The sequence below is a fragment of the Ewingella sp. S1.OA.A_B6 genome (assembly GCF_049889095.1).
In the GTDB taxonomy this organism is placed as follows: domain Bacteria; phylum Pseudomonadota; class Gammaproteobacteria; order Enterobacterales; family Enterobacteriaceae; genus Ewingella.
Map to the genome: position 1 here is coordinate 12,197 of NZ_JBLJFK010000001.1, position 15,682 is coordinate 27,878.

Annotated in this window: 14 protein-coding genes and 1 riboswitch; of the genes, 8 read left to right on the plus strand and 6 right to left on the minus strand. The window is 51.6% G+C overall.

Features of this window, described 5'->3' with window-relative positions:
• Positions 1-16 precede the first annotated feature (16 nt).
• The 3 genes from ACMV8I_RS00075 to ACMV8I_RS00085 all read right to left on the minus strand — a co-directional run bounded on the left by ACMV8I_RS00075 (position 17) and on the right by ACMV8I_RS00085 (position 3,527).
• Positions 17-2,170 (minus strand): carbon starvation CstA family protein, encoded by a 2,154-nt coding sequence (locus ACMV8I_RS00075; protein ID WP_498863217.1) that lies wholly within the window; start codon positions 2,168-2,170, stop codon positions 17-19.
• Between the two features lie 362 nt (positions 2,171-2,532).
• Complete coding sequence (locus ACMV8I_RS00080) at positions 2,533-2,964, minus strand: OsmC family protein (protein WP_498863218.1); 432 nt, start codon at positions 2,962-2,964, stop codon at positions 2,533-2,535.
• Between the two features lie 137 nt (positions 2,965-3,101).
• Positions 3,102-3,527 (minus strand): GNAT family N-acetyltransferase, encoded by a 426-nt coding sequence (locus ACMV8I_RS00085; RefSeq protein WP_498863219.1) that lies wholly within the window; start codon positions 3,525-3,527, stop codon positions 3,102-3,104.
• 72 nt (positions 3,528-3,599) lie between these two features.
• Positions 3,600-3,702: riboswitch (TPP riboswitch) on the plus strand.
• Positions 3,703-3,736: 34 nt separating this feature from the next.
• On the opposite strand from ACMV8I_RS00085, the gene ACMV8I_RS00090 reads away from it, so the two are divergent.
• Both ACMV8I_RS00090 and thiD read left to right on the plus strand, forming a co-directional pair.
• Positions 3,737-3,928, plus strand: coding sequence for a hypothetical protein (locus ACMV8I_RS00090; protein WP_498863220.1), 192 nt, complete (start codon positions 3,737-3,739; stop codon positions 3,926-3,928).
• On the plus strand, positions 3,925-4,734 hold the full coding sequence (gene thiD, locus ACMV8I_RS00095) for a bifunctional hydroxymethylpyrimidine kinase/phosphomethylpyrimidine kinase (RefSeq protein ID WP_498863221.1): 810 nt from the start codon (positions 3,925-3,927) through the stop codon (positions 4,732-4,734). Before ACMV8I_RS00090 ends, thiD begins: the two co-directional genes overlap by 4 nt.
• A 48-nt stretch (positions 4,735-4,782) precedes the next feature.
• Here the strand turns inward: thiD and ACMV8I_RS00100 are convergent, their stop codons facing one another.
• The 3 genes from ACMV8I_RS00100 to ACMV8I_RS00110 form a co-directional block, all read right to left on the minus strand.
• A complete protein-coding gene (locus ACMV8I_RS00100; protein ID WP_498863222.1) occupies positions 4,783-5,646 on the minus strand; it encodes a hypothetical protein in 864 nt (287 codons plus the stop codon).
• Positions 5,647-5,800: 154 nt separating this feature from the next.
• On the minus strand, positions 5,801-6,487 hold the full coding sequence (locus tag ACMV8I_RS00105) for a GntR family transcriptional regulator (protein WP_188469478.1): 687 nt from the start codon (positions 6,485-6,487) through the stop codon (positions 5,801-5,803).
• Positions 6,488-6,592: 105 nt separating this feature from the next.
• The gene (locus ACMV8I_RS00110; protein ID WP_498863223.1) at positions 6,593-7,408 is read right to left on the minus strand and encodes a cupin domain-containing protein; all 816 of its coding nucleotides are present in this window, start codon (positions 7,406-7,408) and stop codon (positions 6,593-6,595) included.
• 293 nt (positions 7,409-7,701) lie between these two features.
• Between ACMV8I_RS00110 and ACMV8I_RS00115 the strand changes: the two genes are divergently transcribed.
• From ACMV8I_RS00115 to ACMV8I_RS00140, 6 genes are all read left to right on the plus strand, one after another.
• Positions 7,702-9,093, plus strand: a complete 1,392-nt coding sequence (locus ACMV8I_RS00115) for an MFS transporter (protein ID WP_498864675.1) — start codon at positions 7,702-7,704, stop codon at positions 9,091-9,093.
• Positions 9,094-9,148: 55 nt separating this feature from the next.
• The gene (locus ACMV8I_RS00120) at positions 9,149-11,110 is read left to right on the plus strand and encodes a glycoside hydrolase family 127 protein (RefSeq protein ID WP_498864676.1); all 1,962 of its coding nucleotides are present in this window, start codon (positions 9,149-9,151) and stop codon (positions 11,108-11,110) included.
• Positions 11,111-11,442: 332 nt separating this feature from the next.
• A complete protein-coding gene (locus ACMV8I_RS00125; protein WP_498863224.1) occupies positions 11,443-11,622 on the plus strand; it encodes a hypothetical protein in 180 nt (59 codons plus the stop codon).
• A gap of 222 nt (positions 11,623-11,844) precedes the next feature.
• A complete protein-coding gene (locus ACMV8I_RS00130; RefSeq protein WP_498863225.1) occupies positions 11,845-11,991 on the plus strand; it encodes a hypothetical protein in 147 nt (48 codons plus the stop codon).
• 114 nt (positions 11,992-12,105) lie between these two features.
• Positions 12,106-14,181, plus strand: a complete 2,076-nt coding sequence (locus ACMV8I_RS00135) for a prolyl oligopeptidase family serine peptidase (protein WP_498863226.1) — start codon at positions 12,106-12,108, stop codon at positions 14,179-14,181.
• A 221-nt stretch (positions 14,182-14,402) separates the two neighbouring features.
• Complete coding sequence (locus tag ACMV8I_RS00140) at positions 14,403-15,533, plus strand: ABC transporter substrate-binding protein (protein ID WP_498863227.1); 1,131 nt, start codon at positions 14,403-14,405, stop codon at positions 15,531-15,533.
• Positions 15,534-15,682: the final 149 nt, after the last annotated feature.

Sequence of the window (15,682 nt, forward strand, 5' to 3'; positions counted from 1 at the left end):
CTATGAGACAACGTTATCAGTGGCCTGAAGAAAGTTTCACCCCTTCTTTGGGCACTGCAATATAAGGTGTTTCTTTGTCCGTACGTGCGTCGGTTTTGCTTGCCTGAATGCAAGACCGAATACCGTAATAAAGAATACTGTACACCACAAACAGGAACAGAATGCTCAGACCGGCGTTGGTGTAATTGTTAACCACAATATGATTCATATTGCCGATCTGCTGAGCTGTTAGCTCGGCACCGCCGGTCTTAATGCGCTCTTTATACTGGCTCGCCATGTAGAAGAAGCCTTCCAGCTGCGGATTGCTGCTGAACAATTTCAGCCCCAGCGCCCAGCTGGTGCAAATCAACAGCCAAACGGCAGGAACGATGGTGACCCAGACATATTGGGTGCGCTTCATCTTCACCAGCACTACTGTCGCCAGTACCAGCGCCACCGTCGCCAGCATCTGGTTGGAGATCCCGAACAGTGGCCACAGGCTTTTCACGCCGCCCAGCGGATCGACCACGCCCTGATACAACAGGTAGCCCCACAGTCCGACACAACCCGCGGTACCGACCACCCCGGCGACCAGTGAATCGGTCTTTTTCAGGAACGGAATAAAGTTACCCAGCAGATCCTGCAGCATAAAGCGCCCCGAGCGGGTACCGGCATCCAGCGCGGTCAGGATAAACAGTGCTTCAAACAGAATACCGAAGTGATACCAGAACCCCATATCCGCCACCGGTAAAATCTTGTGGAATACATGAGCGAGGCCTACCGCCAGCGTCGGTGCGCCACCGGCGCGGTTCAGCACGGAAGGTTCACCAATGTCTTTAGCCGTTTGCATGATTTGTTCAGGGGAAATCACAAAACCCCAGGAACTGACGGTAGCGGCTGCATGAGCGGTCACATCCTTCAACTGCGCCATGATCATCGGCGCGTTACCACCGCTCAATTCATGCAGGTTTGGCATGGTAAAGCCAAGGGCGGCTGGTGGTGTGTTCATGGCGAAGTAGAGACCCGGTTCGATGATTGAGGCTGCTACCAGTGCCATCACGGCCACAAAGGATTCCATCAGCATCGCGCCGTAACCGATAAAGCGTGCGTCAGTTTCACAGGCCAGCAGCTTAGGCGTCGTGCCGGAGGCGATAAGGGCGTGGAAGCCGGAAACCGCACCGCAGGCAATGGTAATAAACAGGAACGGAAATAGTGCACCTTTCCACAGCGGACCCGTGCCGTCGATGTACTGGGTGATGGCGGGCATTTTCAGTACAGGATTCAGGATCACAATGCCGATAGCCAGGCCGACAATCACCCCGATTTTCAGGAAGGTGGCCAGATAGTCGCGCGGGGCCAGAATCAGCCACACCGGCAACAGTGCAGAGACAAAGGCATAGCCAATCAGGGTAAAGGTAATCGTGGTATCTTTGAAGGTCAGCGCCGGGCCCCAGTAAGGGTCGCTGGCAATCACACCGCCGAACCAAATGGAGGCGACCAGCAGTACCACTCCAATGACTGAGATTTCGAATACCTGTCCGGGGCGAATAAAGCGCATGTAAATACCCATGAACAACGCAATGGGCACGGTCGAACAGACGGTAAATACGCCCCATGGGCTTTCCGCCAGTGCTTTCACCACGATTAATGCCAGCACAGCCAGAATAATAATCATGATCAGGAAACAGCCGAACAAAGCAATGGTCCCCGGAATGGGCCCCATCTCTTCTTTGATCATCTCACCCAGAGAGGCGCCGTTACGGCGGGACGAGATAAACAACACCATAAAGTCCTGCACTGCCCCGGCAATCACTACGCCAGCCAGCAGCCACAGCACGCCGGGCAGGTAGCCCATCTGTGCAGCAAGCACGGGACCCACCAACGGACCCGCGCCGGCAATAGCAGCAAAATGGTGCCCGAACAGTACATTACGGTGAGTTGGAACGTAGTTCAGACCATCATTGTTGATCACTGCCGGTGTCGCACGCGTAGGATCCAGCTTCATGACCTTCTGCGCGATATAAAGGCTGTAATAGCGGTAGGCCACCAAATAGACCGAAACCGATGCGACAACAATCCACAGCGCACTGATACTTTCACCCCGCCGCAGGGCAACCACTGCCAGACAACAAGCACCGATGATCCCAAGGATCATCCAGGGTATGTGCTTGAATAGTGTTTTTTTATTCATAAGAGACCCGGTTAACAGAATAGCCAAAAAATATCCCTCTCCTTATTGTTGAATGAGACTTTTATAAGAGATGGGCGCATTTAAATACCGGATATATGATGGCGATTTTTCCTACTTCGCGGGTGAAAGAGTGGTTAAGCGGTCATATAGAGGGATAAGCGGTTATTGGGCTGGCTAAGCGGTTTATACCGGTGGCTAACTGATTGAAATTTGTGATTTAGATCTCATTGTTCTGCTGTTGAAATAGAATGTGATTTGGCCCTAAATCGTCTGCCTGGCCGATAGTCACCATGGACTAAGCCCCCAGCATTTGCAGAGGGCTTTATCATTTATTACGGGAAATATTGAAAGGTCAGGCTGGCTTAGTTTTCAAGCTGATAATCGAGGGTGATTTCTGCTTTAAGTAATTTAGAAATCGGGCATCCCGCTTTGGCTGCCTGAATAATTTTATCAAACGCTGCTTTCTCGATGCCGGGTAGCTTCACCGTGCTTTGCAGCGCCACTTTGGTGATAGCAAAACCACCATCGACTTTATCGAGTGACACGTCAGCGACAGTATCAATGCTTTCAGGGGTATGACCTGCTTCGCCGAGCATCAGGGACAGCGCCATTGAAAAACAAGCTGAATGTGCAGCACCAATCAGTTCTTCCGGATTGGTTCCCGGTTTGCCTTCAAAGCGCGTATTGAAACCATAAGGTTGTTTTTCCAGCGCGCCGCTTTCGGTAGAAATTGTGCCTTTCCCTTTCTTAATGTCGCCTTCCCAGTGTGCCTGTCCTTTTTTATGAATGGTCATGTTAATCCTCCGGTTTATTGAACATTGAGGATAAGTATAGTCATTAACCGACAGGAGGAAGCCAACAGGGCCGATTAACAGATTTATCTGGATTATCGACCCCTACTGATCGTTAGTAATGGTGAGATCCGCCGGGGCTAGTGCTTTAAAAAATGAAAAAGATAGTAATCCCCTTTGGGGCTTTCGCCCTCGGCGATAATCTTCCAGCCTTTGGCGAGATAAAATCCGACAGACTTTTCACTTTTGATCAGGCACTTCAGCGAGCCGGTGCCGGTAAACATCGCTTCAGCCGCGTGGAGCAGCGCGGTGCCTGCGCCGGTGCCTTTGACTGCGGGATCGACAAACAGGTTATGCAGAAAATTCTCCTGTGTGAATATTGACGCAAAACCGATTAGCTTCGCGTCGCGAACGGCCACGATCACCGTTTCGCCAAGCGTCGCGCGGTCAAAATCTTCCAGCTGTAAATTTTCCGTGTTCATCCATGTCCAGGTATCTTTGCGCGACGCCAGATAGAGTGTGCGCAAAAAGGGGCGGTCGGCTTCCTGATAAGGGCGAATTTGCAAGGGGTTACTCTCCGTTATTCCTGTCTTAGGATGATTGTAGGTTGATCTTCCTGCAGCGCCCACCAATAATGCTTCCTTGACTCGGGGTGCCCTACTTGCAAAAGAAAGGGCTGAGAACTGACCCGTATTACCTGATCTGGATTATGCCAGCGTAGGGAAGTCAGGTATCTCTCCCGATACCGCCTTCTTGAGCGCCGGTGGGGAGACATATGACTATCCAACCTACCGATTTTTCCGGCGCACGTGCTGCCGGTGCTGTGCAAAACCTTCGTCATGCTGCTATTCGTGGCGATGCTTCTAAAATCCGTGTACTCAGCGGCATTAGCGATTCCTGCTGTGGTAAGGGCGTCTTCCTAATCTTATCGGCGGCAAAGATGCTGGATCAGGAGACACGGTCATGAAACGCATTAATGCGCTGACCATTGCCGGTACCGACCCAAGCGGCGGTGCGGGTATTCAGGCCGATCTCAAAACCTTCTCCGCGCTTGGCGCCTACGGCACCAGCGTGGTCACTGCACTGGTTGCGCAAAATACCTGCGGCGTGCAGTCGATGTACAGCATTAAACCGGCATTTGTGGCGGCCCAGTTGGATTCGGTTCTGAGTGATGTGCGCATTGATAGTGCCAAAATCGGCATGCTGGCGAATTCGGCGATCGTCCACGTGGTCGCGGAGCGACTGCGGCACTATGCACCACCTTTTGTGGTGCTTGATACCGTGATGCTGGCAAAAAGTGGCGATCCGTTATTACAACCGGATGCCGTAGAGGCGCTGCGACGATTATTACTGCCGCAGGTGTCGATGATCACACCCAACCTGCCGGAAGCTGCTGCGTTGCTGCAATGCGACATGGCACATAACGAATTGGCGATGCGGGAGCAGGGCGAAGCGCTGCTGGCAATGGGGTGTGAAGCCGTATTGATGAAGGGCGGACATTTGCAGGCGGACGACAACGATGAAAGCCCAGACTGGCTGTTTATGCACGATTTCCGCCAGCGTTTTAGCGCACCGCGTGTCAATACCCGCCACACTCACGGCACCGGCTGTACGCTGTCGGCAGCGCTGGCGGCACTGCGTCCACGCCACGATAACTGGCCTGACACCGTACATGCTGCCAAAGAGTATTTGCAACAGGCGCTGATACAGGCCGACTCGCTGGAGGTAGGGCACGGCATCGGGCCGGTACACCATTTTCACGCATGGTGGTAAGCCAAAGACCCCTTCCCGTTGAACCTGAAAGGGAAACCTACATCCTCATCAGGCGCGAATCTTCTCATGACATAATTCTGATGCTGCCTGCTGGAACAGGGCCAGCGCGTTCTGTAAATGCCGCGCATCGAACGGGTTGAGTGGGTAGAATTTGTCCTCTTTGCGGGGACGCATTGACAACCTGATCTGCGTGGCGGAAACGCGCTCGAAGAAATAGCTGGCGATGTCGTCATTCTCTTCATCGCGCCAGGAGATCATCAAGGCGGCATGTTCGCCGGTACGGCGGCCAACAAAACGGTTGTGCGCCCACAGTCCTTCGCAGTCGCCATCTTTTTGCAACTTCTTACCGTTGAACCAGTTGCTGTCAGCCATGAACCATAAGGCTTGCGGTGTGATCTCCCGCTGTAAAGTGCGCCATAGCGGCTGATTATTTTCCATCTGCCAGCAGGCCATGCCGAGATAGTCATTCAACTCCCGCCAGTCATTTTCCAACTGAAGTTTAAGTTCGTCATCGAGGATATTGTGGAATTGTTGTAAACCGCTGGCCTGTTCACCCAGTTTGGTATAACCGACCACTGACATAGTGCGGGGCCTGCGGCGAAAAGTTACCCACAATAGAAACTTTGGAATACGGAATTTTATCGCCTGGACGCTGAGTTTGTAACGCTGCCCGCGTGACATCACCAGCCCATTGGAGGTGCCGCGTTTTTCCTGATAATTACGTACCAGAACCACGCTGTTTTGTCCCATCCAGCCGGTGACATAATGCTCTTTTTCACTCTCGGCAATATCCAAATCACGGGCGATCTGTTCAATTTTTTCTACATCCAGCAGGCCGAGGGAAAGGGTTTCTTCAGCACTGTAATAGCATTTTTTCAACGTATCGGGTGTTAAAGGCGCAGCAGAGGACATAACAGAAATTCCATAGAAAGCACATGGTTTACAGCTTAGCTTAAGTTGTTATACATATTTATGTCACGGCTAACATAAACCGCATTTTTATATAGATTATTGCTGTAAAACGCCTGTACAGCCCGAACCGCATAGGGGCATGACAGCCCAGCGGTTATTCGGCCTCGAACCAGTCGCTATTTTGCTCGGCGATAGGTGTGATGGTCGAGATCATCTCTTGCAGATGAATGCGGATGGCGCGCTCGGCGGCGTCCGGATCATGGGCTTTCAGCGCCGCAAAAATGTTGTCGTGTTGCTCGATCAAATTTTCTGGCGGCGAGACCTTGCTCAGGGTGAGGAAGCGTACGCGATCCATAGTGGCCTTGATGTGCTCGACGGTTTCCCACGCCAGGCGGCAGTCAATGACTTGCGCGATCGTGCGGTGAAATTCGTCGTCGAGCAGCAGAAATTCCTGCGTCTGTTGGCTTTTTGCTGCCAGCCGCTGGCGCTGCAGATTATGTTCTAACAGTGCCAGGTCATTGGGCGTCGCTACCATGGCCGCGCGGCGCACCACCGCTGTTTCCACCGCTTCACGGATGAAACGGCCATCGGCCACACGTTTGGCGGAAATCTTCATCACGAAGGTTCCTCGCTGGGGTAAAACTTGTACCAGACCCGCTTCCGCCAGTTTAATAAAGGCTTCACGTACCGGCTGGCGCGAGACGTTAAAGCGTGACGAAATTTCTTTCTCGGACAGCAGCGTTCCCGGCGGGATCTCACAGGTGACGATGTCCTGACGCAAGGCCCGGTAGATCTGCTGATTTACCGGCATATTATTGAGAAATTCGTAGGATTTAGTCATAGGTAAATTGACATTTTCAGCAGCTTGAATAGCCCAATAGTATCATGACTTTCCTCAGAATTTTGAGATTGTTACCTCATTGTTCATAACAGATCCGATGAGTGCTTAGTCAGAATTAATGTGTTCACGGCAGTATCTTTTTTTATAAGCAGCCGGTGTCATCCCGACTCGTTTCCTGAATATCCGCCGGAAATAAGCCACATCATTAAAACCTGTTCGCCGTGCCACCTCCGCCAGACTATCGCTATCGGTCAGCAGTAGGTTTTCTGCTGCCGAAACGCGCTGCTGGTGCAAGGCATCGGTGAGCGTGAGGTTAAAGGTAGAGCGAAAAACGCGACCAAGGTAGTCCGCATTACAGTGGAGTAGTGTCGCCAGTTCAGCGGTACCCAGCGGTTGGTGATAACGCGTAGCAATCAACTGCCGTGCTTTATATGCCAGCGCCACGCCAGGACCACCCGGTTCGGGAACTCCGACGGGCGCCTGCCCGACTTCCTGTAATAACAATAACAAAAACAGTTCCAGCGAAGGGCTTTGCGCACTGCGCTGCTGCTCATTTAAAAATAATCTGAATAACGCCAATATTCTCTCAGCATCGCTAACTTTACAGTGCTGTGGAATATTCAGCTGTAAAGAAGGATCTTTTTGCTGATGCTGTAAAATATCAAAGTGCAGCCAATAGAATTTTAATTGTGCGTCAAATACGCCGATGCCCTGATGTTTTCTATCGGGAAATAGAATCAGACTTTCACCGGCTTGCAAATCAAAACGGATATTTTCTTCCTCTAATGAGAGCGACCCACGTACGACATAGATCAGTTCAAAAGAAGTCAATGTGCGGGTCGGATGTGTGCCGATGCCGCGAGAGATAAACAGGCCACCATTTTGCACGCGTAGCGGATAACTTACGGAAATAGAAAGCATTTCATTCTGCACTCCGGTAATGGAAGACGGGTGTGTACAGGCTTTAGGCTAGCAGAGTCGCGTTCCCGACATTGACTGGGCTGTGCAAGATTTGATCCGCTTCACAAAACCAGATGCAGGTCGGAATTATCCCTTTTTACTACTTGATTCACCACTTGTTGTCCTTTTGCTGTCATGTCAGATTAGGTATGTACCTTATTATTTAAAAACGTCCTGATGCCATGATTATTTATATTATGGCTCTCTGTTTCTTATTGCTGAGAATAAAAAGTATAAATATGAGCGAGGAAATGATGCAAACCACTGCGATTGATACTGTCCCTGCGCAGATTAAAGAAAAGAATAGCCGAATAACGGTCAGCGAGAAAATAGGTTACGGACTCGGTGATGCTGGTGGCACAATTATTACTTGCCTGATTGCCAATTTTTTGACCTTTTTTTATACCGATATTTTTGGTCTGACCCCGGCGATTGTCGGCACGCTATTTATTTCCCTGCGTATTATCGATGCCATCTCCGATCCGCTGATGGGGATTTTGGCTGACCGTACCCAAAGCCGCTGGGGACGCTTTCGCCCATGGCAATTGTGGATCGCCCTGCCTATTGGCATGATCGGTTTTTTGACCTTCACCGTACCCGGCCTCAGTGGCGATGCCAAAATTGCCTATGCCTTCTTCACTTACTTTTTGCTCTCCGTATCTTACACCGCTATCAATGTGCCGTACTGCGCACTGATCAACACGATGACCACCGATCACCGTGAAGTTATCTCCTGTCAGGCGTGGCGCTTTGTACTGTGCGGTGTTGCCGGGTTCTTGGTGTCGGTAGGGTTGCCGTGGCTGGTGGAATATTTTGGCGATGGTAACGTCGCGCTCGGTTATCAACAGGGTGTGGGGCTATTGTGTGCGGTCGCCGTCGTGATGTTCCTGTGGTGCTTTTTTACCGTACGTGAACGTCTGCCGCTGTCTATGCTCGGCCAGTTCAGCGTGCGTGAGCATATTCGCGGTATGTTGAAAAATGATCAGTTGCTACTGGTGTTGCTGATGTCCTTCCTGCTGATCAATGTGTTTAATCTACGCGGAGGCGGCTATATGTATTTCATCACCTATGTGTTGAAGGGAGGAGCCGGATATGCCTCGATGTTTTTTGGCATGGTGACGCTGGCGTCGATTCTTGGCGCGGTGATCGTCAATCAATTGACCAAGTTTATCGACACTGTGCGCCTGTACATGCTGACTAACCTCGTGCTGGCGGTGTTCTCGCTGCTGATGTGGTTTGTGCCGGTGGGCGAACAGTGTCAGTCACTGTGGCTCGGTATCATCTTTGTACACTGTGTGATCCTTGGCTTCACGCTGCCGCTGCACTTCTCCATCATGGCGTTTGCTGACGACTATGGATATTGGAAAAATGGTATCCGCTCTTCGGGCATGAACTTCGCCTTCAATCTTTTTTTCATCAAACTGGCCTGGGCTTCCAGTGCCGGGATCATCGCTCTGGTGTTTATTCTGGTTTCCTATCATGCCGGTGTTGACCATCAAACGTCAGCCTCGCTGACCGGCATCCGGCTGTTTGAAACACTACTGCCTGCCGCACTGCATCTGATGCTGGCTATCACCATTACCTTCTGCAAGCTCGATAACCGCCTGCTCAATCGGATGTCCGCCGAGTTGGCCAGAAACATTTAATTTTACGACATTGTTTAACGACACAAATTCAGGAGATTGCATGTCTTTTCATCCTATTGATTGCCTTGAGGTCCCGCTGGATAAAGTCCAGATAACCGATGCATTTTGGCTCGAGTATCAGCGTCTGGTGAAGGAGGTGGTGGTGCCATATCAGTGGCTGGCGCTCAATGATCAGGTGGCGGAAGCCGAACCCAGCCATGCAATTGAAAATTTCCGCATCGCTGCTGGGCAGAGTGACGGTGAATTTTACGGCATGGTATTTCAGGACAGTGACGTGGCGAAATGGCTGGAAGCCGTGGCTTATCTGCTGGTGAAAAAAACCGATGCTACGCTGGAAGAGACGGCTGATCAGGTGATTGAGCTGGTTGCCGCCGTTCAGCAGCCCGACGGTTACCTGAATACCTATTTCACCGTTAAAGCGCCCGAACTACGCTGGAGCAATTTGGCGGAATGCCATGAGTTGTACTGTGCCGGGCATCTGATTGAGGCGGGCGTGGCCTATGCACAGGCCACCGGGAAAAACCGTCTGCTGGAGGTCGTCTGTAAACTGGCTGACCATATCGCACAGGTGTTCGGGCCGGAAAATGGACAGATTCAAGGCTATCCTGGTCACCCGGAAATTGAGTTGGCACTGATGCGGTTGTATGAAGCGACCGGCGAGCGGCGTTATCTTGATCTGACCCGTTATTTCGTCGAGCAGCGTGGTACTCAGCCCCATTTTTACGATCTTGAGTATGAAAAGCGTGGGCGCACCTCGCACTGGAATATTCACGGGCCCGCCTGGATGGTCAAAGACAAAGCCTACAGTCAGGCGCATTTGCCGGTCGCGTTACAGAAAACTGCTATCGGCCATGCGGTGCGATTCGTCTATTTGTATGCTGGCGTGGCACATCTGGCACGTCTCAGTCAGGATCAGGAAAAGCGCGACGTCTGTCAGCGGCTATGGGAAAACATGACCCAACGGCAGATGTACATCACCGGGTCTATCGGTTCACAAAGCAGCGGCGAGGCGTTCAGTTGTGATTACGATCTGCCGAACGACACGGCGTATACCGAAACCTGCGCGTCCATCGGTCTGATGATGTTTGCCAACCGGATGTTGCAGTTGGAGGCTGACAGCCGTTATGGCGACGTGATGGAACGCGCACTGTATAACACCGTGCTGGCTGGAATGGCGCTTGACGGTAAGCACTTCTTCTACGTTAATCCGCTGGAAGTGCATCCAAAAAGTATTCAGTTCAACCATATTTATGATCATGTTAAACCGGTACGTCAGCGTTGGTTCGGCTGTGCCTGTTGTCCTCCAAATATCGCGCGGCTACTGGCTTCGCTTGGCAGTTATATTTATACCCGCCGTGATGACGGCGTAGATATCAATCTGTACATCGGCAGTGACGTGGAGATTGAGGTGGGCGGGGAAGTCTTGCGGCTCAAACAGAGCGGGGGTTATCCGTGGCAAGACACCGTGAAGATCGAGTTGGAAACGGCGAACTCGGTGGAGGCGACGCTGGCCCTGCGTCTGCCGGACTGGTGTGCCAGCCCACAGCTGTTAGTTAATGGTGAGCCGCAGGAACTTCGCGACCAGATGCAGCGTGGTTACGTGCGCCTGACTCGCCACTGGCAGAACGGCGATGTTTTACAACTTACGCTTCCAATGCCAGTGACGCGCGTTAAAGGGAATCCGCTGCTGCGCCACGTCGCTGGCAAAGTGGCCATTCAACGAGGACCGTTGGTCTATTGTCTCGAACAGGCAGATAACGGCAGTGAACTGCACAATCTGCAACTGCCTGATGATGCGTCGTTCAAGTTGATTGCCGGCAGCGGTTTGTTCACAGGAAAAACCCTGTTGCAAACGCAAGGAACGAGGGTGAATTCTACCCAAGCCTTGCAGCAGCCGCTCTACAGTTTTAACCCTCCTCATGCGCAGATGCTGCCACAAACCCTGACGTTTGTTCCCTATTTCAGTTGGGCGAACCGTGGGGAAGGGGAGATGCGCGTGTGGGTCAACGAAGGCTAAAGCCCGGCAAATGATAGATAAAAAAATCCCGCCCAAGGAGGGCGGGATGCGTAATACCTTACAAGGGGATAGTCCAATGAGATGCAACGACCTATAGGGGAATAAGTAATCGCACACTCATAATAACTTCAGGTATTACATGTTCAAGCACAACTTATTATAATTTGACTTAGGGTGATGCGTTCAGGAATTTTCCGAGATGAGTGATTACGCGGTGAGCGAAAAGGACCAACAAGGCGATGCCGCTGGTTATGTCTGAGATAAAGGCCTACTCTTTATAGGTATTAATTGGGTACCCTGAAGTTAAGCAATTGTAAGTATTAAGGATTGTTATGAGCGAAATCGAAAGTTCGATCAGTGTTGGCGATACTCTTACTGTAAAGAGCGGTTCTACCCACGTGGTAACAGGCTTTGTAAAAAAAGGGGAGCGCGTTTACCCGACAGTCAAAACCAATCACGGTGATTCCAACTTTAGCCAGATCAAAGATATTGTCTCAGTGACCAAAGGCTGAATTTAATGAGCTGAGCGCGACCGCGGCCTACTGCACATTCAGTGCTGGTGGGCTGTGTGATCACTTCCCCTAATAGATTCGAATGATTTCCTGGATAGCCAAATTCCTTTAGCCCTCATTCCCTCATCATTCCCCCCATTTCCCTGTGTAATACTTTTATTTATGAAGCCAATCACAAAACCGTAACCGGTTTCTGAAACCTATGGGGATTTACGTGCTGCATTGCTGGTACTGATTTTAATCGCCATTTCGTCGGTAATTTACTATCCGTTCTTTAAAGCCTATGAGAAACAGCTGCTGTTGCAGGAGAACCCGCAACAGCAGGAAGAGAAACCAACCCTTACTCAGCCGCTTGCCTGCAGGCACTGAAAATACCGCAAGTGACAGTAGTGAAAGCCAGTCTGATTCAGGGCATTCTGTTGCAATAAACCGTCAGCAGTAAACTTCACCTTCTTACTTTTTAGACCCGCAGGAGCATCCATTATGTCGTCTGAAAATAACGCGTTACCTGAACAGAGCGCAGACAAACAGGACCCCTTTATCTGGCTTGAAGGTATCCGCGAACAGTCCGCACTCGAGTGGGCGCAGCAGCAGAATGGCCGGACAGTGAGTCAGTTCGCTACCGGTGACGATTTCGAACGCGTTCGCCAGCAAGTGCTTACCGGCCTGAATTCACCGGCGCAGATCCCGGGTATCCATAAGTGTGGAAACCAGTGGTACAACTTCTGGCAAGATGAAAAAAACCCGCGTGGCCTGCTGCGCCGCACCACGCTTGATGAATACCGTAAGGCCGAACCGGCATGGGAAACCGTACTGGATATCGACGCGCTCGGTAAAGCCGAGCAGCAAGAGTGGGTTTATCACGGTATTCAGGCACTCAAACCTGACTACCGGCGCGCGCTGCTACACCTTTCTCCTGACGGCGGTGATGCGTCGGCTATCCGTGAATTTGACCTGCAAACGCTGAGTTTCGTCACCGACGGCTTCACTCTGCCTGCGGCTAAAAGTCGTGTGTGCTGGATAGACTGCGATCGTGTGTTTGTTTCCACCTATTTTGGTGCCGGCTCGATGACGACTTCTGGCTACCCGCGTATCACCAAAATTTGGCAACGCGGCACGCCGCTGAGTGCGGCACAAACTCAGTTCAGTGCTGAACATGACGATATGATGGTGGTGGGTTATCACAGTGATTCTCAGGGCTATAAGCGTAACTTCGTTGTCCGTGTGATCGATTTTTATCGCCGTGAAACCTTTCTGCTCGATGCGCAGAACACTCACCATAAAGTTGATTTACCTCAGGATGCAAAGTCTGGCTTGTGGCGCGAATGGCTATTGGTTCAGCCGGTCAGCCCGTGGGGTATCGACGGACAGAGCTTTCCTTCAGGTTCGTTGCTGGCGATAAAATTTGATGACTTTATGGCGGGTGATCGTCATATGACGATGCTGTTTATGCCCGGCGAGACGACGGCGCTGAGTGGCTTCTCGATGACCCGGGACTACTTGATCCTCAGCGTTTCCGAAGATGTGGTGAACCGTCTGGAAATTTTGACGCCTCAAACCGGTGACTGGCTGCGTGAGCCTTTCGGCAATGCGCCTGCGATGAGTGATATCAGCGCCAACGGTGTCGATGACGACAGTAATGATTACATGATGACGGTGAGTAGTTTTCTGCAGCCGACCACGCTCTACCTCGGCAATCTTGACCGCAAGGATCCGCCTGAAATCCTCAAACAGGATCCGGCGCATTTTGACGCCTCAGGGTATGCGGTGAGCCAGCATTTTGCACAATCCGACGATGGAACGCGCGTGCCTTATTTTTTGGTGGCGAAAAAAGAGGTGGTGTTGGACGGTCAGAACCCGACGCTGTTGTACGGGTACGGCGGTTTTGACGTTTCACTCGAACCTTATTATCTCGGCGTCAGCGGCACGGCCTGGTTGGATCGCGGTGGGGTGTTTGTTCTCGCCAATATTCGCGGTGGCGGGGAATATGGCCCACGCTGGCATCAGGCAGCGCTGAAAGAAAATCGCCTGCGCGCCTATGAAGATTTTGCCGCGGTCGCCAAAGCACTGGTGGCCAGCAACATCACTTCTGCGCAACATCTGGCCGCGCAGGGCGGGAGCAACGGAGGGCTGCTGGTCGGCAATATGCTGACGCTGTATCCTGAGTTATTCGGCGCAATTGTCTGCGAAGTCCCTCTGCTGGACATGCAGCGCTATACGCAAATTTCGGCCGGTGCCTCGTGGATTGCTGAATATGGTGACCCGCAGAAGCCTGACGAGTGGGCGTTTATTCGTGCTTTTTCGCCGTATTACAATATTGATGCAACCAAAAAATATCCGCCGGTGCTGTTCACCACTGCCACCAGTGATGATCGGGTAGGGCCGGGACATGCGCGTAAAATGGCGGCTAAAATGCAGGCGCTGGGCATACCGGAGGTTTGGTTCTATGAGAATACCGAGGGCGGTCACAGTGCGGCGGCGGATAAAGCGCAGTCAGCATTCAAACGCGCCATGGTCAGCCAGTTCCTGCTGCGCTTCACCGGGCGAAGCTCCCGTTAAACGTCTGGCTGTATAGAAGTGCTGAAAAAGTCCGGTCAACGATGGCCGGACTTTTTTATTTCTGCGGTTAAAGTGCGGATGTTTATATTTAGACATGTTTTATCAAGATTTTACGTCTTAAAAGTATTGCCCTGCCGTTCGAGGATTGTTTATGATTCCGGCATTATTTGATAATGGTTATCAAAATCATTTCTTTTTAATTCTCATTTCCGGATACAAACATGTTAAAGAATACCGCTCGTGTACTCTCTGTTGCAGGCCTGATGGCCGCCTCTTTTACCAGTTTCGCCACCACCTATCCGCTGACTGTCACCGACCTTGATGGCCAGAAACTGACGTTCACCAAAGCGCCACAGCGCATTATTTTGCAGGATGGCCGCGATATTCTTTCGCTGGCGGTGCTTGATAAGGCTAACCCGTTCCAGCACGTAGTCGCGTGGAACAATCTGCTGAAGAAGACCGACAGTGGTACCTGGGACATGTTGAAAAGCAAGTGGCCGGATTCTGCTAAAATTCTGGATATGGGGTTCAGTGACAAAGGACAGGTTGATCTCGAAACGGTGATCGCCCAACAACCCGACCTGATGGTGGCGCAACTACGGGCAAAAGATTCGCTGAAAGAGGCGGGTGTTCTCGACAAACTCAGCGCGCTGAAGATCCCGGTTCTGTTCGTGGATTACGAACGTGATCCGGCGAAAAATACCGCGCCGAGTATTGAACTGCTGGGTAAAGTGCTGAACCAGGAAGATAACGCCCGCGCTTACAGTACCTTCTACAATCAACACTATCAGCATATTCGGCAGGTAGTGGCGTCGGTGACGCCGAAACCTAAGGTATTTATTGAAGCCATCGCCGGACGTTCTGACTCCTGCTGTTTTACCCATGGCGACTCCGGTTGGGGAAAATTAGTTCAGGCGGTAGGCGCTGACAATATCGGCACCGACCTGTTGCCGGGAGCTTCTGGTGACGTGTCGTTGGAAAAAGTGATCAGCATGAAGCCTGATGCTTACATCATGACCGGCTCGGCGCGCCCGAGTAATGGCAGTGTGTCCCATATTCTGCCGCTGGGCTACGGTGCCAACCAGGCCAGCGTCGATCGTGAAGGTCAGGCACTGCTGGCCCGTAACGGTATCGCGCAGATCTCGGCCGTGACCGACAAGCGCGCTTATGGCATTTACCATCAGTTCTACAACCATCCGTACAATATTGTGGGCATGGAATATCTGGCGAAGTTTATCTATCCGCAGCAGTTTAAGGATCTGGACCCCGCCAAGACTTACCACGATCTGGTGCGGAACTACACCAATCTACCGGACACTGCGTTCATTCTCGGCTGGTCAGAAGCTAAGTAACGGCCCAATGATGCACTCTGTCTGCCTCGCTGGCAGACAGAGTTTCCCCCTCACCGAGCCTCTTCCCGAAATCCGCCAGCTCCGGTTATTTGCAGAGATCACATTTGTTGACACTCGGTTAATTCATCCCGGTAACTATTTGGTTTAGT

What these genes read in the sequence shown, in the direction of transcription:
- ACMV8I_RS00075 (WP_498863217.1), bottom strand. Translation starts at nt 2,170, where the DNA reads ATGAATAAAAAAACACTATTCAAGCACATACCCTGGATGATCCTTGGG.
- ACMV8I_RS00080 (WP_498863218.1), bottom strand. Translation starts at nt 2,964, where the DNA reads ATGACCATTCATAAAAAAGGACAGGCACACTGGGAAGGCGACATTAAG.
- ACMV8I_RS00090 (WP_498863220.1), top strand. Translation starts at nt 3,737, where the DNA reads ATGACTATCCAACCTACCGATTTTTCCGGCGCACGTGCTGCCGGTGCT.
- thiD (WP_498863221.1), top strand. Translation starts at nt 3,925, where the DNA reads ATGAAACGCATTAATGCGCTGACCATTGCCGGTACCGACCCAAGCGGC.
- ACMV8I_RS00100 (WP_498863222.1), bottom strand. Translation starts at nt 5,646, where the DNA reads ATGTCCTCTGCTGCGCCTTTAACACCCGATACGTTGAAAAAATGCTAT.
- ACMV8I_RS00105 (WP_188469478.1), bottom strand. Translation starts at nt 6,487, where the DNA reads ATGACTAAATCCTACGAATTTCTCAATAATATGCCGGTAAATCAGCAG.
- ACMV8I_RS00110 (WP_498863223.1), bottom strand. Translation starts at nt 7,408, where the DNA reads ATGCTTTCTATTTCCGTAAGTTATCCGCTACGCGTGCAAAATGGTGGC.
- ACMV8I_RS00115 (WP_498864675.1), top strand. Translation starts at nt 7,702, where the DNA reads ATGCAAACCACTGCGATTGATACTGTCCCTGCGCAGATTAAAGAAAAG.
- ACMV8I_RS00125 (WP_498863224.1), top strand. Translation starts at nt 11,443, where the DNA reads ATGAGCGAAATCGAAAGTTCGATCAGTGTTGGCGATACTCTTACTGTA.
- ACMV8I_RS00135 (WP_498863226.1), top strand. Translation starts at nt 12,106, where the DNA reads ATGTCGTCTGAAAATAACGCGTTACCTGAACAGAGCGCAGACAAACAG.
- ACMV8I_RS00140 (WP_498863227.1), top strand. Translation starts at nt 14,403, where the DNA reads ATGTTAAAGAATACCGCTCGTGTACTCTCTGTTGCAGGCCTGATGGCC.